Source organism: Fischerella major NIES-592 (assembly GCF_001904645.1).
GTDB lineage: Bacteria > Cyanobacteriota > Cyanobacteriia > Cyanobacteriales > Nostocaceae > Fischerella > Fischerella thermalis.
The window spans coordinates 19,051-40,065 of record NZ_MRCA01000012.1; the positions used below are offsets into that span (position 1 = coordinate 19,051).

14 protein-coding genes are annotated in these 21,015 nt (G+C 39.7%); 4 read left to right on the forward strand and 10 right to left on the reverse strand.

The genetic code is table 11. From position 1 onward, the window contains the following. Positions 1–42: 42 nt before the first annotated feature. Entirely contained in the window at positions 43–1,143 is a 1,101-nt protein-coding gene (gene prfA / locus NIES592_RS18525) for a peptide chain release factor 1 (RefSeq protein ID WP_009455560.1), read from the forward strand. A 163-nt stretch (positions 1,144–1,306) separates the two neighbouring features. Here prfA and NIES592_RS18530 read toward each other — a convergent pair whose 3' ends face one another. The 6 genes from NIES592_RS18530 to NIES592_RS18555 form a co-directional block, all read right to left on the reverse strand. Next, a complete protein-coding gene (locus NIES592_RS18530) occupies positions 1,307–1,891 on the reverse strand; it encodes a GNAT family N-acetyltransferase (protein WP_016870838.1) in 585 nt (194 codons plus the stop codon). Positions 1,892–2,374: 483 nt separating this feature from the next. Next, positions 2,375–3,733 carry a UDP-N-acetylmuramoyl-tripeptide--D-alanyl-D-alanine ligase gene (locus NIES592_RS18535; RefSeq protein WP_073556523.1) on the reverse strand — a complete coding sequence of 453 codons (1,359 nt, stop codon included), beginning with the start codon at positions 3,731–3,733 and terminating at the stop codon, positions 2,375–2,377. A gap of 143 nt (positions 3,734–3,876) precedes the next feature. Beyond that, positions 3,877–4,233 carry a hypothetical protein gene (locus NIES592_RS18540; protein WP_062244453.1) on the reverse strand — a complete coding sequence of 119 codons (357 nt, stop codon included), beginning with the start codon at positions 4,231–4,233 and terminating at the stop codon, positions 3,877–3,879. 237 nt (positions 4,234–4,470) lie between these two features. Then, positions 4,471–4,890 carry a KTSC domain-containing protein gene (locus NIES592_RS18545; RefSeq protein WP_062244450.1) on the reverse strand — a complete coding sequence of 140 codons (420 nt, stop codon included), beginning with the start codon at positions 4,888–4,890 and terminating at the stop codon, positions 4,471–4,473. A 50-nt stretch (positions 4,891–4,940) separates the two neighbouring features. Beyond that, the gene (locus tag NIES592_RS25985; RefSeq protein WP_256678171.1) at positions 4,941–5,354 is read right to left on the reverse strand and encodes a YjbQ family protein; all 414 of its coding nucleotides are present in this window, start codon (positions 5,352–5,354) and stop codon (positions 4,941–4,943) included. Positions 5,355–5,413: 59 nt separating this feature from the next. Next, positions 5,414–5,749 (reverse strand): DUF4870 domain-containing protein, encoded by a 336-nt coding sequence (locus tag NIES592_RS18555; protein WP_073556524.1) that lies wholly within the window; start codon positions 5,747–5,749, stop codon positions 5,414–5,416. 396 nt (positions 5,750–6,145) lie between these two features. Here NIES592_RS18555 and NIES592_RS18560 point away from each other — a divergent pair, with 396 nt between their 5' ends. Next, entirely contained in the window at positions 6,146–6,625 is a 480-nt protein-coding gene (locus tag NIES592_RS18560; RefSeq protein ID WP_016868056.1) for a DNA phosphorothioation-associated protein 4, read from the forward strand. Between the two features lie 297 nt (positions 6,626–6,922). Here NIES592_RS18560 and NIES592_RS18565 read toward each other — a convergent pair whose 3' ends face one another. Beyond that, positions 6,923–8,521 carry a DGQHR domain-containing protein gene (locus NIES592_RS18565; RefSeq protein ID WP_073556525.1) on the reverse strand — a complete coding sequence of 533 codons (1,599 nt, stop codon included), beginning with the start codon at positions 8,519–8,521 and terminating at the stop codon, positions 6,923–6,925. Positions 8,522–8,753: 232 nt separating this feature from the next. On the opposite strand from NIES592_RS18565, the gene dndC reads away from it, so the two are divergent. Together dndC and dndD are read left to right on the forward strand one after the other, a co-directional pair. Further along, entirely contained in the window at positions 8,754–10,373 is a 1,620-nt protein-coding gene (dndC, locus tag NIES592_RS18570; protein WP_073556526.1) for a DNA phosphorothioation system sulfurtransferase DndC, read from the forward strand. A 114-nt stretch (positions 10,374–10,487) separates the two neighbouring features. Beyond that, entirely contained in the window at positions 10,488–12,470 is a 1,983-nt protein-coding gene (gene dndD, locus NIES592_RS18575; RefSeq protein WP_073556527.1) for a DNA sulfur modification protein DndD, read from the forward strand. Positions 12,471–12,639: 169 nt separating this feature from the next. Here the strand turns inward: dndD and brxL are convergent, their stop codons facing one another. The 3 genes from brxL to NIES592_RS18590 are packed head-to-tail and all read right to left on the reverse strand — an operon-like array spanning position 12,640 to position 20,874. Next, positions 12,640–14,088, reverse strand: a complete 1,449-nt coding sequence (gene brxL, locus NIES592_RS18580) for a BREX system Lon protease-like protein BrxL (protein WP_073556528.1) — start codon at positions 14,086–14,088, stop codon at positions 12,640–12,642. After that, the gene (locus NIES592_RS18585; protein WP_256678169.1) at positions 14,075–16,249 is read right to left on the reverse strand and encodes a hypothetical protein; all 2,175 of its coding nucleotides are present in this window, start codon (positions 16,247–16,249) and stop codon (positions 14,075–14,077) included. Before NIES592_RS18585 ends, brxL begins: the two co-directional genes overlap by 14 nt. Continuing rightward, positions 16,246–20,874, reverse strand: a complete 4,629-nt coding sequence (locus NIES592_RS18590) for a hypothetical protein (RefSeq protein ID WP_073556530.1) — start codon at positions 20,872–20,874, stop codon at positions 16,246–16,248. Before NIES592_RS18590 ends, NIES592_RS18585 begins: the two co-directional genes overlap by 4 nt. Between the last annotated feature and the right edge of the window lie 141 nt (positions 20,875–21,015).

Here is a 21,015-nt window from a genome sequence, read left to right on the forward strand (position 1 = left end):
GCTCAGGCCAACTTGTTATTTGAAGGAGCGATCGCACTCATCATGGCAGAACAATACTTACTGGAGAAACTTAGATCTGTTGAACAAACTTTTAATGAATTAACCCGTCGTCTTGCTGATCCTGATACCGCCAAAAATCCTGATGAGTATCAGAAAGTGGCAAAGGCGCGTTCAGGGTTAGAAGAAGTAGTTAATACCTATGAAACTTGGAAAACAGCCCAAGAAGAACTAATAGGGGCGCGGCAAATACTGAAAGAATCTCAGGGAGATGCCGAACTGCAAGAAATGGCAGCCCTGGAAGTTCAAGAATTAGAAGAGAAAATAGAATACTTAGAAAACCGCCTAAAGATATTGCTGCTACCCCGCGACCCCAACGATGATAAAAATATCATGTTGGAAATTCGGGCAGGGACTGGCGGTGAAGAGGCCAGTATCTGGGCAGGGGATCTAGTACGCATGTATTCCCGCTATGCTGACACTCAAGGTTGGCGAGTCAAGTTAGTCAGTGAATCCCTGGCAGAGATGGGTGGCTTCAAAGAAGCAATCCTGGAAATTCAGGGAGATAATGTTTACAGCAAATTAAAATTTGAAGCTGGGGTGCATCGTGTTCAGCGTGTACCAGTCACTGAGGCGGGAGGGAGAGTTCACACTTCTACAGCCACGGTGGCGGTAATGCCAGAAGTCGATGATGTGGAAGTCCACATTGATCCCAAAGATATTGAAATGACTACAGCGCGATCCGGTGGTGCTGGTGGACAAAACGTCAACAAAGTAGAAACTGCTGTTGACTTGTTCCACAAACCAACGGGAATTCGGATTTTTTGTACTGAAGAACGCAGCCAGTTACAAAACAAAGAACGGGCGATGCAGATTTTGCGGGCAAAGCTGTATGAAATGAAGTTACGCGAACAACAAGAAGCAGTAACTTCTATGCGGCGATCGCAAGTAGGTACAGGGTCACGTTCCGAAAAAATCCGCACTTACAACTATAAAGATAACCGAGTTACTGACCATCGTCTTGGTCAAAACTTCTCCCTTAGCCCAGTTCTAGAAGGTGATTTAGAACAACTGATTCAGTCTTGTATCTCTCAAGACCAGCAAGAACGCCTAGCAGAACTTGCTGCTTCTGGGGCAACAAATTAAATAGACGCTGTTAAATAATATTCGGAGAAAACATGAGATAGACCTCACCCACAGCCCCTCTGGTGAACTCGCCCAGAGTGGTGTCCTCTCTTGACGGGGTGAGGTTTTGCGTTCAAGGGGCGACAATCGCATCTTTTATTGTTGTAAGAGAACAAAATTCATCCTACACTTTTTCCGCCTCCATACTGAGAAATTGCATCTGCATCATTTCCCGATCCAACATGGCAAATAGTAACCTATCTTGCCATTCTCCTTTACTCCATTCGTACTCTCGCAGATAACCCTCCTGTCGCATCCCAATTTTAATTAACACTCGCATCGAAGCTTTATTTTTGGGATGACAAAGTGCAAAAATGCGGTGTAGACTTAGTTGCTTAAAACCAAACTCTAATAACTTCTGTGCTACTTCCGTTGCATAGCCTTGTCCCCAAAATTCCCTAGCCAAGCAGTATCCTATCGAACCTTCTTGCTTGGTGCGATCAGTGATGGAAATGCGACAGGAACCGATGACTTGTTTATCTGCTTTTAATGCGATCGCAAATGCAAAATGCTCACGTATTTTCTTCCGCCGCATTTTAATCTCTGTATGCAAATAGTTTTGAGTCTCTTCTTCGCTATTGGGACCGAATGGCAAATAGCGAACAACTTCTAGATCAGCAGCGTAGGCGTGTACTGCTGGCAAATCTGATTCTACAAAATCTCGGAGGATTAAACGTTGGGTTTCTAAAAGTGGATGGATGCTGCTCATACAATTAGACATTAATAGTTAGGAGTTAAGAATATGACTCACTATTCATAACTCTTAACTATCTTCAGATGTTAAATTTTACACAAAATTGATTGAAGAATTATCCAGAGTCGTTCTTAATTACCCCATTGACCTCTTGGCAATTGCTCTATTTTCCGGAAAAAAGGTAGAATTTGCAACAATTGATAATAAAAATTTTTCAAAAAAACACTATCTAACTTGAGGTATAGAAAATTCACGACATTGGATAAAGTAGGTATGAAAAATTAACCGCCATGACGCCAAGAACGCCAAGAAATTGTTTTATTTTTTCAGGACAAAAATCATTCTGCAAATATGTAATCTAATTTATCTGATTTATTGTGAATAAGCTTTGATGATACTGTTGAAGTAGATTCATATTTGATTTAGGGACGGTTTTGATTGTCCATCCCTAAAAAATATCAATTTCTCTTGTAAATAGCGAATGTTACAGTCATATTTCTAAGAATTGGAAAATTCGGCGCGCAATTGACTCACAACCCGATCTAGTCCTACGGAATGCGCTGCTTTAAAAAGAATGCGATCGCCTTCCTTCATTAACGTTTTCAATCTAGCCGTCAAATCTGCATGAGTTGTAAAACATTCGGAGGGGATACCCTTGGCACTAGTAGCGATCGCTTCGGCGTCTTGTCCATCTACTAAAACTAACAAAGCATCTAAATTCAATTTCTGCACAGTTTTGCCGACTCGTTGATGCAATTGGCGCGATCGCTCTCCCAATTCTTTCATTGCACCTAGTACGGCTATGTGTCGTTTGCCTGGGGTTTGTGCTAATAAATTTAATGCTGCTAGCATAGCTTCTGGTGCAGCATTATAAGTCTCATCTAAGATTACCACATCATTGGGTAATGCGAACCGTTGCGATCGACCAGTTGGCATATCTACTGTTACCCCAGATTTTAGGCATGACCAATCAATACCTAATACTTGCGCCACAGCCAAAGCTGCCATGTAGTTAGCGGCAATGTGACGACCGGGCATTGGTAGAGGTAATTGCATATCTGCGACTGCCAAGGTATCGGCATCAATCAATTCTCCTTGAATGTCTCCGCCAGTGAAGCCAAAAGTTATTACCTTTCCTGACCAAACTTTTGCTGCTGTTTCAATTAATAAAGGATTGTCATAGTTGAGAATCGCCACACTATCTTGGGGCATTTGCGCCAATAACTCACACTTAGCAGAAGCGATCGCTGCTTCGGAACCGAGTAATTCTATATGTGCTGTGCCGACGTTGGTAATGACGCCAATTGTCGGACGTGCTATTTGTGTAAGTTCAGCAATTTGTCCCTTACCCCGCATCGCCATTTCCACCACGGCAAAATCATGTTCTGCATTCAACTCCAATAGAGTTTTGGGGACACCAATTTCGTTGTTGAAATTAGCATGAGTCTTGTGAACCTTTCCTTGAGTTGCTAGAACTGCGGCGATTAGTTCTTTTGTAGTGGTTTTACCTACAGAACCAGTCACCCCGATTACCGGGATCTCAAAGCGATCGCGCCACCATCTACCAATTTTTTGATAAGCCTGGAGAGTGTCTTTTACCTGTAGTACGGGAAATTGCGGATTTGGGTAGGCAAAATCAACAATTGCTGCTAACGCACCTTTAGCGATCGCCATTGGTACAAATTCGTGTCCATCAAACTTTTCACCGCGTAAAGCTAAAAAAACTTCACCCGGTTTGAGAATACGGGTATCTGTTTGTATACCATAACTTAATTTTGCTAAGGCTGCATCCGATAAATTAGCTCCTTTGGCTGCAAGAATATCTATGAGTTGACTTAAAGTGGCAGAACAAGCCATAGTGAGAGATTTTTCGGTTTACAAAATTTTGATCGTAAATGGTTAGTAGTTTACTACTACCTTTGTCAAAGTGGGTAAATTTTTTGGACGAAAAATTTCTCTTTTCTTTGGGCTGTTGACTTTATGCAGCAAAGCGGGTATTTTTAACCAAACCAGTGTGAAGGAGCTAAACCAGGGTCAACTTCTTCAGGTATTTGTAAACTTAACTGTTTTTCCCGCTTGTACATAATGTTCTCAATACCTTGGCGGATTAAATCTTCTATGCAATACTTGTCTTTGAGCGAACAAGTCAAAGACCCTAAGTTCAAACATGGTTGTTGACCTTCTTCCGCAACCACATAGCAATTGGAGACTTGACTAAGAACATGTGCAATTAGTTCTTGGCGGAGATCGGGAATCGAGAAAGCTTGCTGATAAGGATGGTGAGGATAAGTTTCCAGAACATCCTCTATACAGCTGACAACTACTGGCAATGTTAAATTAAAAATAGTTTTAGTCATGATTTATCAACCCTCAGCTTGTAATCTTTCTGTTTATCAAATTTATTGCCGATAGAGGTATGACCAGAGATCGGAAATAGATAGGTTTTGATCTTAAATTTAAAGAAAGAATTTGAGGAAGTTGTGAGTATTGAACTATCAACCACCAACATTAAAAAAAGTAAAGGCTAATCGCCAATAGCAATTCACTATCAGCAATTAGCCAGAAGCACCAGGAACATTTAAATGAGGTAATGATCAGCAATAATCATCATCTATACGTTCATACTGATATTTACCTCTCACATTTTCATTGAAAAATTTACCAATAGAATCAGCTTGATGCAAATCTTGCCAAGTATCTTGGTCTATGTCTGAATATTGATATACAGCACCGTTATGAAACTCAATCTGTAAGATATTTCTGTCGCTGTCATAGCCTATAGCATTCGCCATTGATGAATTCATTGGCAACATTGCAATTGATTGCTCATATGCAGGCAAATCTTTCGCGTCCGCAACGATTTCGTTTAAATGTTGCAGTCCTTCAAAGGCTGCGACTGGTGCAGGAATTTCTATAAACTCTAACTCATTACCTAAATCAAGTAATAACTGTAAATGTCCTTGAGAGTGAGCGATCGCTACTACATTACCCAAGTCCAGTTTCGATAGCTTCATCTATAATTTGCTCTCCTATTGGCAAAACAGTTTCTATTTTTGGTAGATTTTTATGCAAGAGTAAATTTTAATAGTACATATATACTATATAAATAATCACCAGTCAAGCCTTTGTCAAAAAAAAAGTAGAGATGCGCAAATGCAAGGGAGGTAGGGACACGGGAATGCAGAGAGATTTGAATGATAAGTAATACGAAGTTACGCCCATACAGCCTACACTCTCTCCCCTGTTCTCCTTGTCTCTTCCCGTAAACAGTCACCATTATTTGGCGCTGACGGGGCTTGATATCGCATTCTAAATGAAAGATTTGTTGCCAAGTACCTGAAACTAATCTGCGATCGCGCACCGGAACCGTGATTTCTGGTCCCAACCATGTAGCTTGTAGGTGGGAGTGTCCGTTACCATCATGCCAGGTTTGTTCGTGTCCGTATTCGCGGCTGGGTGGAATTAGCTTGTTGAGGATATCAGGTAAATCTCAATAATTCCAGCAAACAAGTTGTCCAAACCGTAGGGAGTAAATATCTAAACCAAACGAAAGATTAACGGGTAGCGGTAGGGTATATTGGGTTCACTAAGAACCCGAACAATAGCAATAATTGGCATAATCAAACTAGCAATCCATAAAGCAATCAGAAACGGGACACCAATCAGAATAATTGACAGCAATCCAAAAATGATCCCATAAATATAAAGGTTGATGTGAAAATTTAGGGATTCTTTGGCATTTTCCTTGACTATAGGATCATTACTGATAAACAAGATTGCAATGGGTATGCCGATAGACACAATCAAAGAGCTAAAAAATATTGCCCCATGACTCAGCGCTGACAAAAGCTTGCGTTGGGCTAAATCTTCCATAATACAGCCTCTGAGTTTGCGTAGTTCTTGTTACTCTTCGATTTTAGTTGGTGTCGCCATTATTCTGCCAGAAAATATTTTTGTCTCATCTTGAATACAGTCCAAAAAAGCGATCGCTTTTTGAAGAGAACAACAGGATAGGCTATTTAGAAAGAAGGAGTGCGATCGCAATTCTTGAATTTAGAAAATATTCCGAGTGTATCGTGCTAGCAATCCCGAACAACCGCAAGTGTATCGTCGTGGGGAAGTAGCGGAAGCTGAACCTGCTGTGCCAGGGTGGTTTATGCCAGTGGATGATTTGTTTGTTTAGGAAATGAACCACTAAGACGCCAAGAGAAGGGAGTGCGATCGCTTTTGTGTTTCAGTTAAAATTGCAACAAATTAGATATCAGAACAATGGCTGAAACTGGCAGAATCAGAGTTGCAAAAGATAAAGCTGAATTGGTAAAGGCTTTAACATCGGCAGATGGTGGTACGGGTCCTTTTCAAACCTTTGCTGATGTAGTTGTGTTTGCTGCTGCTTTGGGTGCAAAGCATAAAAAGCGAGTACCTTTAGGCGAAATTTCTAAAAGAGAACCGTCACCAATTCCTCAAGAACAGTTTATTGTCAGGGGATATGATACGGTAATAAATTTAATCGCGATCGTTGAAACTCAAGACATAAAAGTTTTATCTTTTCATGATGAAAAAAATAACGAAAAACGTAATTTACTCTTTGAAGAATACGCCAATGGTGGACTTGAAATATTACAGGCAGAATTGCGGGGTGCAGTAGACTATTCAGAAAGACTTTTATTGCTTTTAATGATAGAAAAAGATAACTATGAGGAAACAAAAGAGGAGTTTGATTTGAGCAAATTTCTTAATTATCAATAGAAGCATTACATAAGTAAAAATAATGGCAACAACTACTCAATAATTGTCTCTGATCAGCTTTCTGAAGAATGTTTGACTACATTAGAAAGTTTGAATGTAATACCATTGAAAAATTATCATGGGCACAAAATTGTTTTACCAAAGGAAGAAAAATATCGCCCACATCCTGAAGCGCTGCTTTGGCATCGAAAAAAGCACAGCATAGAATAACTACTGCTTGTTGCAAGTTCATAAGACAGATTAGATTTGTGGTATTGCGATATTTCTAAAATGAAAACATCCCTTTGACTCTGCCAGTTATAAAATTACTGGAAGTCCTACTTGTTTGGGTTCAACAAACTTACCGTCAAAACCTATTGTTTTATCTTCAATGGTTCTAGCATTAGCCAAAGCTTTGCGAAGTTCTGCACGTTCCATCTGATCTTGAATTCCACCCAAAATATAAATCAATAACTTCGCTGCCAAATCCCTTCCAGCCACCTGCACTCGCTTTTTATTTGGATCGTACAAAACGCCATACCACAGAGATTGCGGATATTCCATCCCACTAAACCCGCCCTGCTGGTCGAACTTTCGTAGTTTCTTAAAAATATCTTCCAGCTTAAATTCTTTTCGGAAAACCAAGATACCCAAAGCTTGTGCTAAAGCAACTTGACCAACAGGACGCAAAAGCATATTTCCTTCGCCTCCATCCTTTTCAAAGCTGAATCGTCGTAAGGCTGGTGTATCTTCATCTTCTAAAATCTTATAACTGGGTAGGCTTGCTAAATAATCAAACAGCTTGTGAAACTCCTGTAGTCCCTTCTCAAGTTCCTCATCCTCTGGACGCATGGGAATTAGACCCTTGTCTAAGGGTTTCCAGTGAGGGAACTTTTGCCCTAAATATCGTTCAGACATATCTTTGAGCGCTTGCAGTGTTGTCAAAACTGTTGACTTGGCTGCAACCGTCGCACTATTCCAATTCACGCGAGGTTTTCGGGTTTCTTGTTGTTCCAGAAGCGGATGCGTCACAGCGATTTTTCTGGCAACAATCGAAAAACCATCATCTTCATTTAGCTGTGCTAGCTGACCTTTAGTTAAAGGTGCAGCCATCAGGTTGACATGAACAAAGATGCTTCTCACCCGTCGTCTTGCCTGTTCGCGAGTTTCTCCTTTCTCAACCGCACAGATAAACTCAATACCGATTTTTTCTTTAGGCAAGCTTTGCAGATGAGCAGGCTGAACATGATACTGTTCAATCAAGTCAGCGACTTCAATAAAAGTGTCGTCAGGGCTTTTATCCTTCTTGTAGCGTTGGAGTTTGCCTGTTTTCAGTAACTCCATCAACCCTTGCACCCCCATCAGTCTGTGTTGACCATCCAATGCATAAATGGTCACATTTTCCTCAGAAATATTAAGTAGACCAACCTTACCTTCTTTATCTAGAGGCGTAAAATCTGTGGTAGACTTTACAGCGCATCCTTGCCTATCCCACTCAGCAGCTTGGGGATTATCCGCCCACGGTTGGTTAATCACTACTAGCACAGGCGGAAACTTGTGATTTTTCCGAGCTGCTAAATACTGCGCTAAGGGTAGTTGACGTGACCAATCAAGCGGCCGCTGCTGAATCTCGTCAATACTTTCCGCGTCAATCTCGATATTCTCTGTTTGAGAGTTGTATTTTGGCTGAAGCAGGGGTAAAGCAGACGCAAAGCGAACCCGACCCGCAAACCATTCTAAGGTAACAGAGCCTACATATGCCTCAGTACCTCCCATCTCAGTTTTTTGAACCAGAATCTGGTCTCTTTGGTTAAGGAATTTTTCTAGCAGTAAAGCCAATACCTGTTTATCCTTGTTTTCTCGTTCTAGATACTCGCTAGCAATATCAGCAGTTGGGTTAGCTGTGGTCTGTTTCATGTTGATTTTTAAAAACCTTAAATCATAGACCAAGTTATTTTTCTATAAAAATGAATCTAATGAACAAACTTTTTAAAAACCTTTAAAGTTTACAATACTGAGGTTGCAATTACAGTACATATAAAAAGGTGAATAAAATATTGCACCATCTTCCCCCCTCCTCGCTTGCGGGGAGGGGTAACACAAATCCAACAGAGGTGACAATTAACCGTGTATTCAGAGGTAGGGAGAAATGGCTACAGCACAACAGCCAGAAACTAAAAATCCGCAACCGCGTACTGTGGCAGAGTTAGTGGAAGATATCCAAGCTCTCACCACTGAAATACAAGAGTTATACTGTTTGGATGATATACCTTGGTGTATTGGATATAGTGGTGGTAAAGACTCGACCGCAATTTTGCAGCTGATTTGGAATGCGATCGCAGCACTCCCACCCGAAAAGCGGACTAAAACTATTTATGTTATTACAACAGATACTTTAGTAGAAAACCCTGTAGTTTCTGCTTGGGTACGCAACTCTTTAGAACAGATGAAGGTAGCAGCAAAAGAACAACAAATGCCAATTGAACCTCATCTGCTTTATCCAGCAATCAAAGATACTTTTTGGGTAAACTTAATTGGAAAAGGCTATGCAGCACCGCGTAATAGATTTAGATGGTGTACCCAACGTTTGAAGATTCAACCGGCGGATAGTTTTATCCGATCAGTAATACGTTCTAGTGGTGAAGTGATTCTTGTGCTGGGTACTCGCAAAGCTGAAAGCGCGAAACGTGCTAGAACAATGGCAAAGCATCGAGAGTGGCGGGTACGCGATCGCCTGAATACAAATCCTAATCGACCTAACTCGCTAATTTATCTACCTATCGAAGACTGGAGTACTGAAGAAGTTTGGATTTATTTGAATCAGTGGAAGAATCCTTGGGGATACAGCAACAAGGACTTATTCACTATGTATCGAGGTGCAACAGCAGATAATGAATGCCCTCTTGTTGTCGATTCCTCAACCCCCAGTTGTGGTGATTCACGTTTTGGGTGTTGGGTATGCACAATGGTTAGTAAAGATAAATCTATGGAGGCGATGATCCAAAATGACGAAGAAAAAGAATGGATGCAGCCTCTATTAGACATTCGTAATGAATTAGATATTGAAAATGACCACGATAAAAGAGACTTCCGCAGGATTTGGGGTGAAGTCACACTATTTGAACGCAATGTCGACGGAGAAACTTCAGTTGAACCAATACCAGGTCCTTATACCAAATACTGGCGAGAACATTGGCTAAGACGAGTATTGGAAGCACAAACACAAATCCGGCGTACAGCACCAGAAAATATGAGGGACCTCACTTTAATTACTCCAGAGGAACTGAGTGAGATTCGCCGGATTTGGCTAGAAGATAAACACGAATTTGATGATAGTTTACCCCGCATATATAAAGATGTGACAGGCGAAGATTTTCAAGATCCACGCCCCGGTGCTGATTATAGTCTTTTGGGTAGCGATGAATGGGCAGTGCTAGAGGAAATCTGTGAAGGTGATGCCATGCACTTAGAATTAATGGCGAAATTATTAGATACAGAAAGGCAATTTCGTAAAAAAGCCCGCCGCATAGGAATATACGACGCACTAGAAAAATGTTTTGAATCTAGTTCTCGCTCATTTGAGGAAGCAGTTAAAAATGCTTACTTGAAAAGAGATTTAAAAACTGCTGTTACTCAAGGTGATGTGGCAAAAGTGAAACAGCTAACTTTGGGTGATGTTGTGGCAGAGGATATAACAGATGCATTTTCTGCTGCTAAACCTAAGACTTGGGCGAGTATGAAGTTTCAAAATAAGGAAACAACGTCTTGAGATGAACAGAAGTAAAAATTACCTCCCAGATCCCCGACTTTTTGAAAAAGTCGGGGATCTAATATCCAGTGTGATTTTGCTTATTTGTATGAGAATTAAATATAAAATATCGCTATGATTTTTCTTGAACTTGTTCTGCAAAATTTTGGCCCCTACAATGGGCGTCAAGTAATAAATCTTGATCCAAAATCTAACGATTGTACTCGTCCTATTCTTCTTTTAGGTGGGATGAATGGAGGCGGTAAAACTACGCTAATGGACGCTATTCGCCTGGCACTTTATGGACATCGTGCTGAATGTTCTACTCGTGGAAATTTAAGTTATGCTGATTTTTTGACTCAGTGCGTTAATAGTAAGGCTTCACCTCATGAACAAACTCGTGTTGAATTAGTTTTTGAACATATTGAAAATGACAAACCAGCCAAATATAAAATAGTCAGAGCTTGGGAAAAAAATCCTAAAGATGGCAAAGATTCTTTAGGCATTTTTGGGGATGATGATACATGGTCGATTGAGGCTTTAGTTAATACTTGGGATGATTATATTGAAAATATTTTGCCTTTAGGAATTTCTAATTTGTTTCTCTTTGATGGAGAACAAGTTAAAGAGTTGGCAGAGCAAGAAGTACCACCACCAATTGTAGTAGACGCAATTCGCGCCCTTTTAGGATTAGAACTGGCTGAACGTTTAGCAGTTGATATAGAAATTTTAGTCAATCGTAAACGCAAGGAAATAGCTGATAAAGAAGATTTGGCAAATTTAGAAGATATTGAAAATGAGCTAAAGCAGATACAAGAAGAGTTTGAAGTTAATAAATTAAGTTATGCAAATTTACAAGAAGAATTAAAATTATTTGAACAGCTATATCAAGAAGCTGAGAATAAATTTATTTCTGAAGGTGGAAAAATTGCGGCAGAAAGAAGCTTTTTAGATCAACAAAAGAAAGAAAAAACAGCAGAAGCTGAGCAAATTCGCCACCAGATGAGTCAATTGGCTAGTGATATTTTACCACTAATGTTAATTCAACCGATACTTACGCAGGTACAAACACAAGGAGAAAAAGAATTTCGCGCACGCCAAGCACAAATAGTACAAGATATTTTGTTAGAGCGAGATCAACTTTTATTGGATTTAATTGGGAAGTTAGACATTGCTAAAGAAAGTTTAGATAAAATCAAAGTATTTTTAGAAGAAGATGAATACAGACGAAATTCATCTTATTTGAAAGAACCACCTTGGTTATTAGCTGATGATGAAGCTTTGAGTCAATTGGGTAATGTGATTTATTACTTACCCAATGCCGAAATTTCTGCTAAACAACAACTAGCTTCTCTGAAAAATAAAGAAGAAGAAATTCTCACTATTGAAAGACAAATGCTGACAGCAGCATCACCTGAAGCATACGATCGCTTACGTGATGCCATGCAAACAGCCCAAAAGCAAGTGACTGAAGCTAAAGCTAATTGCGAAACAGTCCGCCGTCGTTTGGTTGAATTAGAAGCAGGTATTGAAAAGGCTAAAAAGAAATTAAAAGAATATACCGAAAAGACTATTGATCACAAGAATATAGAACATATTATTAAGGCTTCTGCCAGAGTTCAAGAAACTCTAAAGATTTTCCGTGAACGCTTGACTTTGAGAAAATTGAATAAATTAGAAAATGAAGTAGCAGATAGCTTCCGCTATCTGCTACACAAATCTGATTTAGTGCATCGCATCGCCATTGATACCAATACTTTTAGCTTATCTTTGTACAATTTACAAGGGTTGCCTGTTCCCAAGCATAGGCTTTCCGCAGGGGAAAAACAACTTTTGGCGATCGCTTTTCTGTGGGGACTAGCACGAGTCTCTGGTCGTCGTTTACCAGTAGCGATTGATACACCACTGGGAAGACTAGATTCTTCGCATCGCAGTAACTTAGTTGAACGTTACTTTCCCTCTGCTTCTCATCAAGTAATTTTACTTTCCACAGATACAGAAATTGGCGAGAAAGAAGTAGAAACACTGAGAAAAAACGAAGCGATCGCGCGTGAGTATCTTCTTAAATACGACTCATCTACACGTCAGACAACTGTACAACAGGGTTATTTTTGGTAATGAAAGCGATCGGGGATTGGGGAGATGTGGGGAGTAGGGGAATATTTACTAACTACTAACCACTAACCACCAATAACCCTACGCTGACGGGAAGCCACTTCGTGTGTACGTGACGGAGACAGCTTTTTGGGGCAGGTCTCACCAACAACCAACAACCAACAACCAACCCCTACACCACATCAACATAAATTTCTTTACCAAGCTGTCTGAATTCATCATCAAGGTAATATAACGAATTGCGGATGGCTTGGCGTAGTCTGCAAGCAGGTTCCAGACAATCACGTTGGTAGTCCATTAATGTTAGTTCTAAATGTGGGTAGAGAAGTTTGAGAAAACCTGATGCGGATTTGAGAATAGCATTCTGATCTCGGACTGTGACATTTTTATCAAAATGGCTGTGTTGCTGTGCATAGAACATAAAGCGATTGTCTCGGCGTAGAGATAATAATACCTCACCAAAAAAATCCATTTTTAAACCAATTTGAGTAGCAATCATTTCTCTTTTAAATTTCGGTATTTCCCAACCGGGAATGATGCCACAAAAACGATCTAGTAATGCTGTTTCATGAAAAAATTTGGGCAGATTCGCCACTAAATTATCTTCGTTGCGTGGTCGTAATTGCTCATCTAGTTCAATATTTGCTAACATTACTAACCCACAATCACTGGCAATATCAGCGAACCCAGAACGATTATACCGACCATTAGCCAGATAATTTTTGAGTGTTCCTATGACTTCATCAGGATTATCAAACGTTAGACTTTGAACTTCATCTAAAACGACAACTTCATGACGCCCAAGTAAACCAATTTCTTTGGTTCTACCATTGACAAAAAGTTGAGCAGGGGTAATTTTACCACCACTAATTAGAGTAACTTTACTACTAATATTTTCAAATAAAAAACTTTTACCAGTACCTTTTGGTGCTAGTTCCATAATGTGGTAATTAGATTCAACCAAGGGCAGCAATCTTGCCAGTATCCAGGTTTTTACTTCCTCGTGATAACTGGGATGTTGGGGGTTAAAACCCATCGAACAAAATAGCAAATCTCGCCACTGTTGGGAATTGAATTTTGCTCGACATTCAGCGTATGTTTGTAAGTCAACTTGAGAACATTGAAAGGGTTCAAAGTCTATGACTTCGACTCGACCGTCGGGAAGCATAGAGAGGCTAATTTTTCCCCAAATTCCTTGACGCAGCAACATTTTATGACGTTCGACAATTTCTGTAGCAATGCTGCAATCAGTTAAATTCAGGGCTGGTATTTGTGCTAATGGTTCGAGAATTACTTTACCAGTATTATCTAATTTATTACGTACCTGCATCAAGGCAATAATTTTTCGCACTTCTCCCTGTGTCAAATCAAAAATGATTTCATTGCGGTCATCTTTGCGGGGAAATGCTTTTTTGATAAAGTTATTTATTTTTTCCAATTCTGTTAGCGTCATTGCTCCCACGCCAGGAACAATTTTATCTATAATCCACTCGGCAACAAAGCTAGGGATACCAGCATCACTTAGTCTACTTGATGGTAATCTAATTTTAGAGATACTCAAATTACCAAAAACGTTGCGAACTAAATCATTGTTATAGCTCACACTTTCATAAGAATTCATCTATATTAAATCCACTACTGAATAATTGGTTAATTTTAAGTTGCGAGTCAGAAGCTAGGGTTGTGCTTCCTGGTTCAAGATTGGCAAATCGAAATGTTAATTCCCCGGAGAGAGATAAATAATTTCTCTCATGGCTTGGTGGTAATTCTGGTACTTCAGGAATTGTAATTGGGAAGTGAATTCGTTGATTGGCTGGAATTTGCTGTTCTAAGGATTTTCCAGAATTGAAAGCAGGTAATTCTGGTATATATAAACAAAGGTTTGTGAGTGGGACTGAGTTAGGGTTATCAATAGTAATTTCTAGTTCTCCAGGTTGTCTGGATTTGCCTTCACCACGACAAGAGATATATACTTTGGCACGTTGAATCGATTTTCGGAGTACGGATACGCCAACTACGACTTCTTCGGGGAAAAGCCCTCCGTGAGAACCGATGATTTGTTTGTTATTTGTGTAATTGAAAGCACCCAAGCTGGCAGCGCTGCGGACAATACTGATATCGTCGGGAAGATGGTAGCGATCGCACTCTAACACGACAAACCGGGGGTCATCAGTTTTACCAATAGCCATTCTCCCCTTGGGTTCAAGTTCAGGGGGACAATGGGAGATTTTGTCTTGTGTACCCATAACTTGCCCATGATCACTAGCAATGACAATTCTCAATTCTTCCGGCTTGGGGTATTGCTGCACACAGTAATTAATTTTTTTGGCAATGCCTTCCAAGGTGTGAGGGCGATCAAGGGTGTAAAGACTCTGCCAGTCTGTTTGGCTGTGATAAAGATTATCAAATGTATCCGTATCCCAACAGTACAGCTTGTGTGTCTTTTTTCGCAAAGCATTGTAAAGCTGATCTATTCTTCGATCTGTATAACGTTTGCCCATCCCCATTTTCGCAAAAGCTTTCCCAGCATCCGCAACCCAAGCGGCATCACATGGTAAAAGTTGGGCGTACAAACTCCACTTGGCGTACTCTGTTTTTGTAGGTAAAATGCTAAACCGAGGTTGCAGGTCAGTTTCTAATGCCAGTTGATGATTTTGGGTGAGGTAAGACAAAAGTTCGAGATGATCTAACCACCCCAACCCATCCACTACCACCCATAACACCGGACTTTCGCGACACAAGTTTTGTACTTTGGCGGCAACGCTGTAGTTGAGGTAAGAATTTTCAACTGAATCCAGCGTCATTTGGGGATAGTGTTCCAGGATCCAATTTACAAAACTATCTGCTAAGCGATCGCTGATTCTTTGATCTAAGGCAGGTTGGTTGACGATAATTTCCCAACGGCGGAAGGGGAGATACTTTTGTGTCACCCACTCCAGCGCTTCTGTTGGAGTAGCATCAATAGGCAGAGATTGAGGTGGCGATAGCTTGCCTAATTCTAGCTGTTGCTGATGGCCCAGATAGGGAGTAACTTTCGTTTCTCTGACTTTATTGATCCAGTGTGGTCGATTTTGCAGGACTTTGTGGGCAATTTTCGCGATTCGTTCCATACCCACAACTTGAGTTGGTATGATATCTTCCAGGATTTTGCCTTCTGTGTTGTAGAGTAGTTCTTCCCAGTAAGCATCAAACTCTTCGTAGAGAAAATCAGGAATCGGCAGAGGATATTTGCCGAGATTGGGTATTACTGGTGTAGCTATACCTAACCAACGGCGTAGGAGTGATAATTTATCATCAGTTTGGTAATAGATTGCCAACTCATGTTTTTGAAACTGCCGTTGCCAAACTAGTTCTAAAATTCTGTACTCCTGGGGTACTTGGATTGCCAACCAAGCAGCAAGATGGGAAATTGCAGGCTGGGCAAACCATATTTGTTCGTCACCTGTAATCTCTGCTAACCAATGGGCAACTGGATTTTGAGGATAGGAGTCTAATTTTGCTAATAAAATCAGTAGTTGGGTGTCACTCCATTCCTCAGGTACAGGTACGGTGTCAAACAAAGCTGCAAAACGACGGCGTGGGTGTAGCTTAATTTCTATGATGGCATCAGTTTTGTTCCATGCCCGCAACCATGCTTCTGCCCATTCACACAGGCGCTTTCCTCTTACCCAGTACCGAGAGTTAGTCACACCAAAAGATTTTATCCACTCTACTTCTGTGGTGATGGGGATGTAGTCGGGAGGAATATCGTATAGTTCAGTTGGGTCTAGGACGATATTCATGATTCCGCCTCATTTGCAAGATATTTCCCTAATCTTGCGTATACTTCTTGTTGTTGCGATCGCGCCAATTCTCTAAATAATACAAAAATTTGATTTACGATATCTTTTTGCTGTTGGGCAATACATTGTCTCTCTATATTTTCTAGAGTTTGTATTTCTTCTGTTGTCAGTAAATCAATATACTGGTTTTTCTCGGCGTGAATTTCTGCTAACAGATTATTTGCGGCTGTCAGCTTGGCTGTATCTTCGACTAATTGAGATAATTGAGTACATTGTTGAGTTCTTATATCTTGCAACCATTGCTGGGCAGTGGCTTGTGCTTGTGCCAGCAGCCGTGTTTTTTGTTCCTCTAGCTTTGTACACACAGAAGTGATGCGATCGCGTAATTTATCTGTTAAACTTTCTTGAGAATTTTGCCACTCTTGGATTCTCCCGATTTGGGCTTGGCAAGATGTCCATGTTTGTAAGTTTGCGGATTCAGTTATTTGTAATAGTTCGGTGAGTAGTTTTAATTCCGAGAGAATTTTGTTATATTGTCCTTCCGCATCGGAATTAGCATACCGCACTGATTTTTTCAGTAAATTTTCGTGCTGTCTTTGCGCGTCTTTAGCTGTAGTTAAACGGTCTAGATTTTCCTCAACTTGCCGTAATTCTGTGGTGTAATCTTGGATTTTTTGTCGCAAATTTGCTTCTAAATCAGAGATTCTCTTCTGGAAGCGATCAGCATCATGCAGATGATTCTGATTATTTGCAATCATCTGTAAGGTATCGTGACATTTGGCAATATTATCAGTTTGAGTCAGGCGATTTTCTATCTCTTGTAATCTTTCTAGATCCTCAGTTACCAGATTAATCTGTGCTTTGATATTTTGGTAACTTTGGTAATCAGCAGTATCTTTAAAGACAACATCCAATTCCGCACATTCAGTCATAATTTGATTTGCATCTCTAAGATGATTAACTGTAGAAACGCGATTTTGGATATTTGCTAATCTCTGCCGATATTCAGTAACTTTATTTCTTACCGCTTGCACAATTTGGTCAATTTCCCCAGCAAATTTTTCTGGTTCATGCAATCTATTTCTGTAATTGTCTACATCATGAATCGCCTGTTCACATAAAGAAATCGTATGGAGTTTTGTTGCAGATTGATATTGCCGGATAATCTGCATAATTTCCATATCTTCAGCCTGCCTTTGTTGTGCCTCAGCTTGCTGCCTAATTTCTGTAAGCTTCGATTCTGTAGCCTGAATAGCGTTTTGCAAACTTGCAAATAAATGAGGAGGTAAACTTGTGACTGTGGTAATCTGATTAAGCAGCGCCTGAATTTGTAACTTATAGGCATCACAAGCTTCTATTGTTGACAAAGACTGAAAACCTTGACTTGCTGCTGTCACGAGTTCTTGAATTTTTTCGTTGACGATCTGTAGTGCTTGAGTTTGACGCTGTAATTGTTGTGAAGTTGGTTGAACTAAAGATGCTGGTGGATTTTGGAGTAATTGTGGGTAAAGTTGCAGCCAAGTTTCCAAGCTTGTATTTTCAGATAGTGCCTCCACATCTACCACAGGTTGAAACCATTTCTTGATTAACTCCACACCCGCACTCACCTGTTTTTTATGCTTATTTAATTCACCCACTTCTACATCTGCTTCATTCAACTCCAGAAATGCTGCAACCTTCTCCAGATATTGCTGTGCCTGTTCGTAATCTATTGGTGATGCTGGCAAAGTAGGTATTTCTGCTTGTTGGCGCCGAATTAGTTTACCCTTGCGTTGCACAATCCAATCGCTGACAAACATTGTGGGGTTATCTAAAATATTACTATTTGTCCAATCTTTTAAAGATTGAGTTTTCAGTGGCGAAGGAAGAATTTTTTTCTTAGCAGTTGAAATTTCTCCTACTCCTCTAAGAGAAACTTCTTTGCGGTGATATACTAACCATGCTGCCAATAAAATCGTAAAGTTATACTCACTGTAACCGTAGGGTGGTGCGGATAAAGCTTGCCAAATTTTCTCTAACTCAACAGTCTTTTCTGATTCTTCTCCTAAATCAGTAATCTGGGAAATTACCTCCCAAGCAGCACGAATTTTTTCATGCTGAGGTTCTTGCACAAAATATTTCTGGGGAGTTTTCTTGAGTAAACCCCACAAACTAACAAAAATTTGGTCTATGACTGTTTTGTAAGATTCATTCAATAAAGCTTGAGGAGTTAAACTATCGGCGAAAAGCTGTTTTGCAGTCCATCCCACAATTTGTTTACCTGTCGCATGGTTGCTTCGCATTTTGTCCATGCCATTCACAGGAGGAACACAGTGATAAAGTTCTTGCAACAAGGCACTAATCACCCGTTGTTTATTATCTTTTCCTAGAGGCGAAATTTTTTCTGATTCTACACAGTGATAAGTACAAGATTTTAACAAGCTACTTAGTTGTGTATTCAGCTGTTCTTCCCAGCGCTGAAGAAGTTGTTTGTAAGCGGCACCAAGTAAACGTTGTCCAGCCGGATCTGTTTCTTCCAAAGTTTTAATCATTAGTAAAATCCGCGCTAAATCTCCTGTTTCCTGATAGGGAATAGCAACAGCAATCTTATTTTTTATTGCAGACTTAGACAAGTAATTATCTACATTGTTGCGAAACTCTTGTAACTCATCTTGAGTTTCTGCTAGCACAAATGCCAATATTCCCTTCTCTTTGATGTCTTTCTGAAGGCGATTACTCTCTAACCCCTGAATTAACTCATCAATCCGGTAAATCTTATACTCAAATCGCCAATCTTCACTCACTAATTTGTTATCTTGAACAAACTTAGCAGCGATAATCTTATCATCGCCTAGATATTCAGAAATTCTCTCCCGACAATATCTCACAACATCTTGAATTGATGTCGGCTTACCTTTGATTTTTTCCTCTATATCTTCTTGAATACATGTCGGGCTGACACCTTCCCAAAAGCGATAAGTTTTAGTTTCTACTCGGTAATAGATAATATCTCCTGTCTTTTCTAGTTTATCTAAAGCTAACTGGAGTCTAGATTTTGGTAAACCTGTCAAAGTAGCAAGAATTTCTTGATGGTCTTCTCTCTCTGATTTTGTTAGTTTTTCGCCGCAAGCATGAAACAGGAATAAAGCTTTCAGAACTATGATTTCATCTTCAGAGTCAGCATAACCAGTAACCGTAGCCAGAGCTTGTTTATAAAATGCATATATGGGATAATTGGAAAAGTTTTCAATAAAGCTATCTACTAAAGCAATTGGATATATATAGTTAAGTTTACTAAATTTTTCTGCTGGCTCAGTTTGGATAAATTTTTTCACATAATTTTTGATAAATTGAATCGCTGTCCGGTCTTGAGTAAAGTCAAGATTACACAGTAAATACGCAGTTAAAGGATGAAGTGGAAAACAACCTTTGCCAAGATACTGATAGAACTTTTCTAAAGTCCAACCTTGTTCTCGATAGATTTTAATTCTTCGCTCAAAAGCATCCCTAGCTTCAGCAAGTAGAGTATTATGCCAACGTTGAAAAAAATCTTGTGTAGATAATTCGTCTTCTTTTTGAATTAATAAATTATTGAGTACTAACTCTAAACTAGAAGCTGGATTATCATAGATTTTATCATGCAGTCGGGAAGAGATTTTATTATAGCTTGGTAAAGCATTAGCAGAGATACCTACAGCCTTGTTGGGATGAAACTGAGCAAAACTAAGTAGGGCAATTTTACCTTTATAGTTGCTGCAAATATTGGTAATATTTTGTAGAGCAGTTCCACCTGTACCAATTTGATCAACCGACCAAGATTGCAGATAGTAATTTAATTCATCAAATAAAATGAGAATTCCTTGAAAGTGGGCATTTTCACCTGTGCAGTAATTCTGAATTATATCTTGTAGGATAGCTTCAATATCTACATCAGCAGCAAAATCAGGGGTAAATCCTGTGATTTCACGCGCAAGATTTTTAACTGCCCTGATCGCCGCCGGATTATTTTCTCTCAATAGCCGGATGAGGGAACTTAAATCCCCATCAGAATTACCAAGATTTTGCAGATATTGTTCTGCCTTTTGTCTATCTGCTGTATCCAAACTTTCCAAATAGCGCAAAGGTTCACTACAGGTATTTTGCGCTAAAGAATTGTGGATATTTTCATTTTCCAAAATCTTGACAAGTTGTTGCAGAAATTGCTTTTTAATATTACCGCCACTGTCGCCACTGAGACAAATTACCAAATGTCTTTTTTGTCTTTGTTTATAAAGCTTTAATCCTTCAGTAATTCCCTGATGATTTTTACCCGCAGTTGCTAACTCTATTTGATGTAAAATTCCTTGTACTTCTGGACTGTCAAAGGGTTTGTTAAAAAAGTTAGCGATCGCAACTGCAAAATGTGATTTACCTTTACCATAATCCTGGATTAATAAATGAATATTCACCTCATTCCGACTATGGTAACTGCGTCTAACTGCATCTAAAATACCAACTGTCGATAACTCCGGTTTATTAGGGTCGTAATTAAAAATAAATCCCTCACATAGACGCAAATTTATCTCAGGAATATCCATCATGCCAAAGTTGACAGAGGGAGCAACACTACCCTTTTCATTAATTTCGACGAGTTGGTGGAGAAGCATAATCAATAAAAAATTAACAATTACATATCACATGAATTCAACTTGCAAACTAGTATACAATTTAGCAACAAACTACTGATTTTCGTAATTATCCATCTGTGTTCGATTTTCAGGAAATTTTTGTGGCTGCAAGTTTCTGAC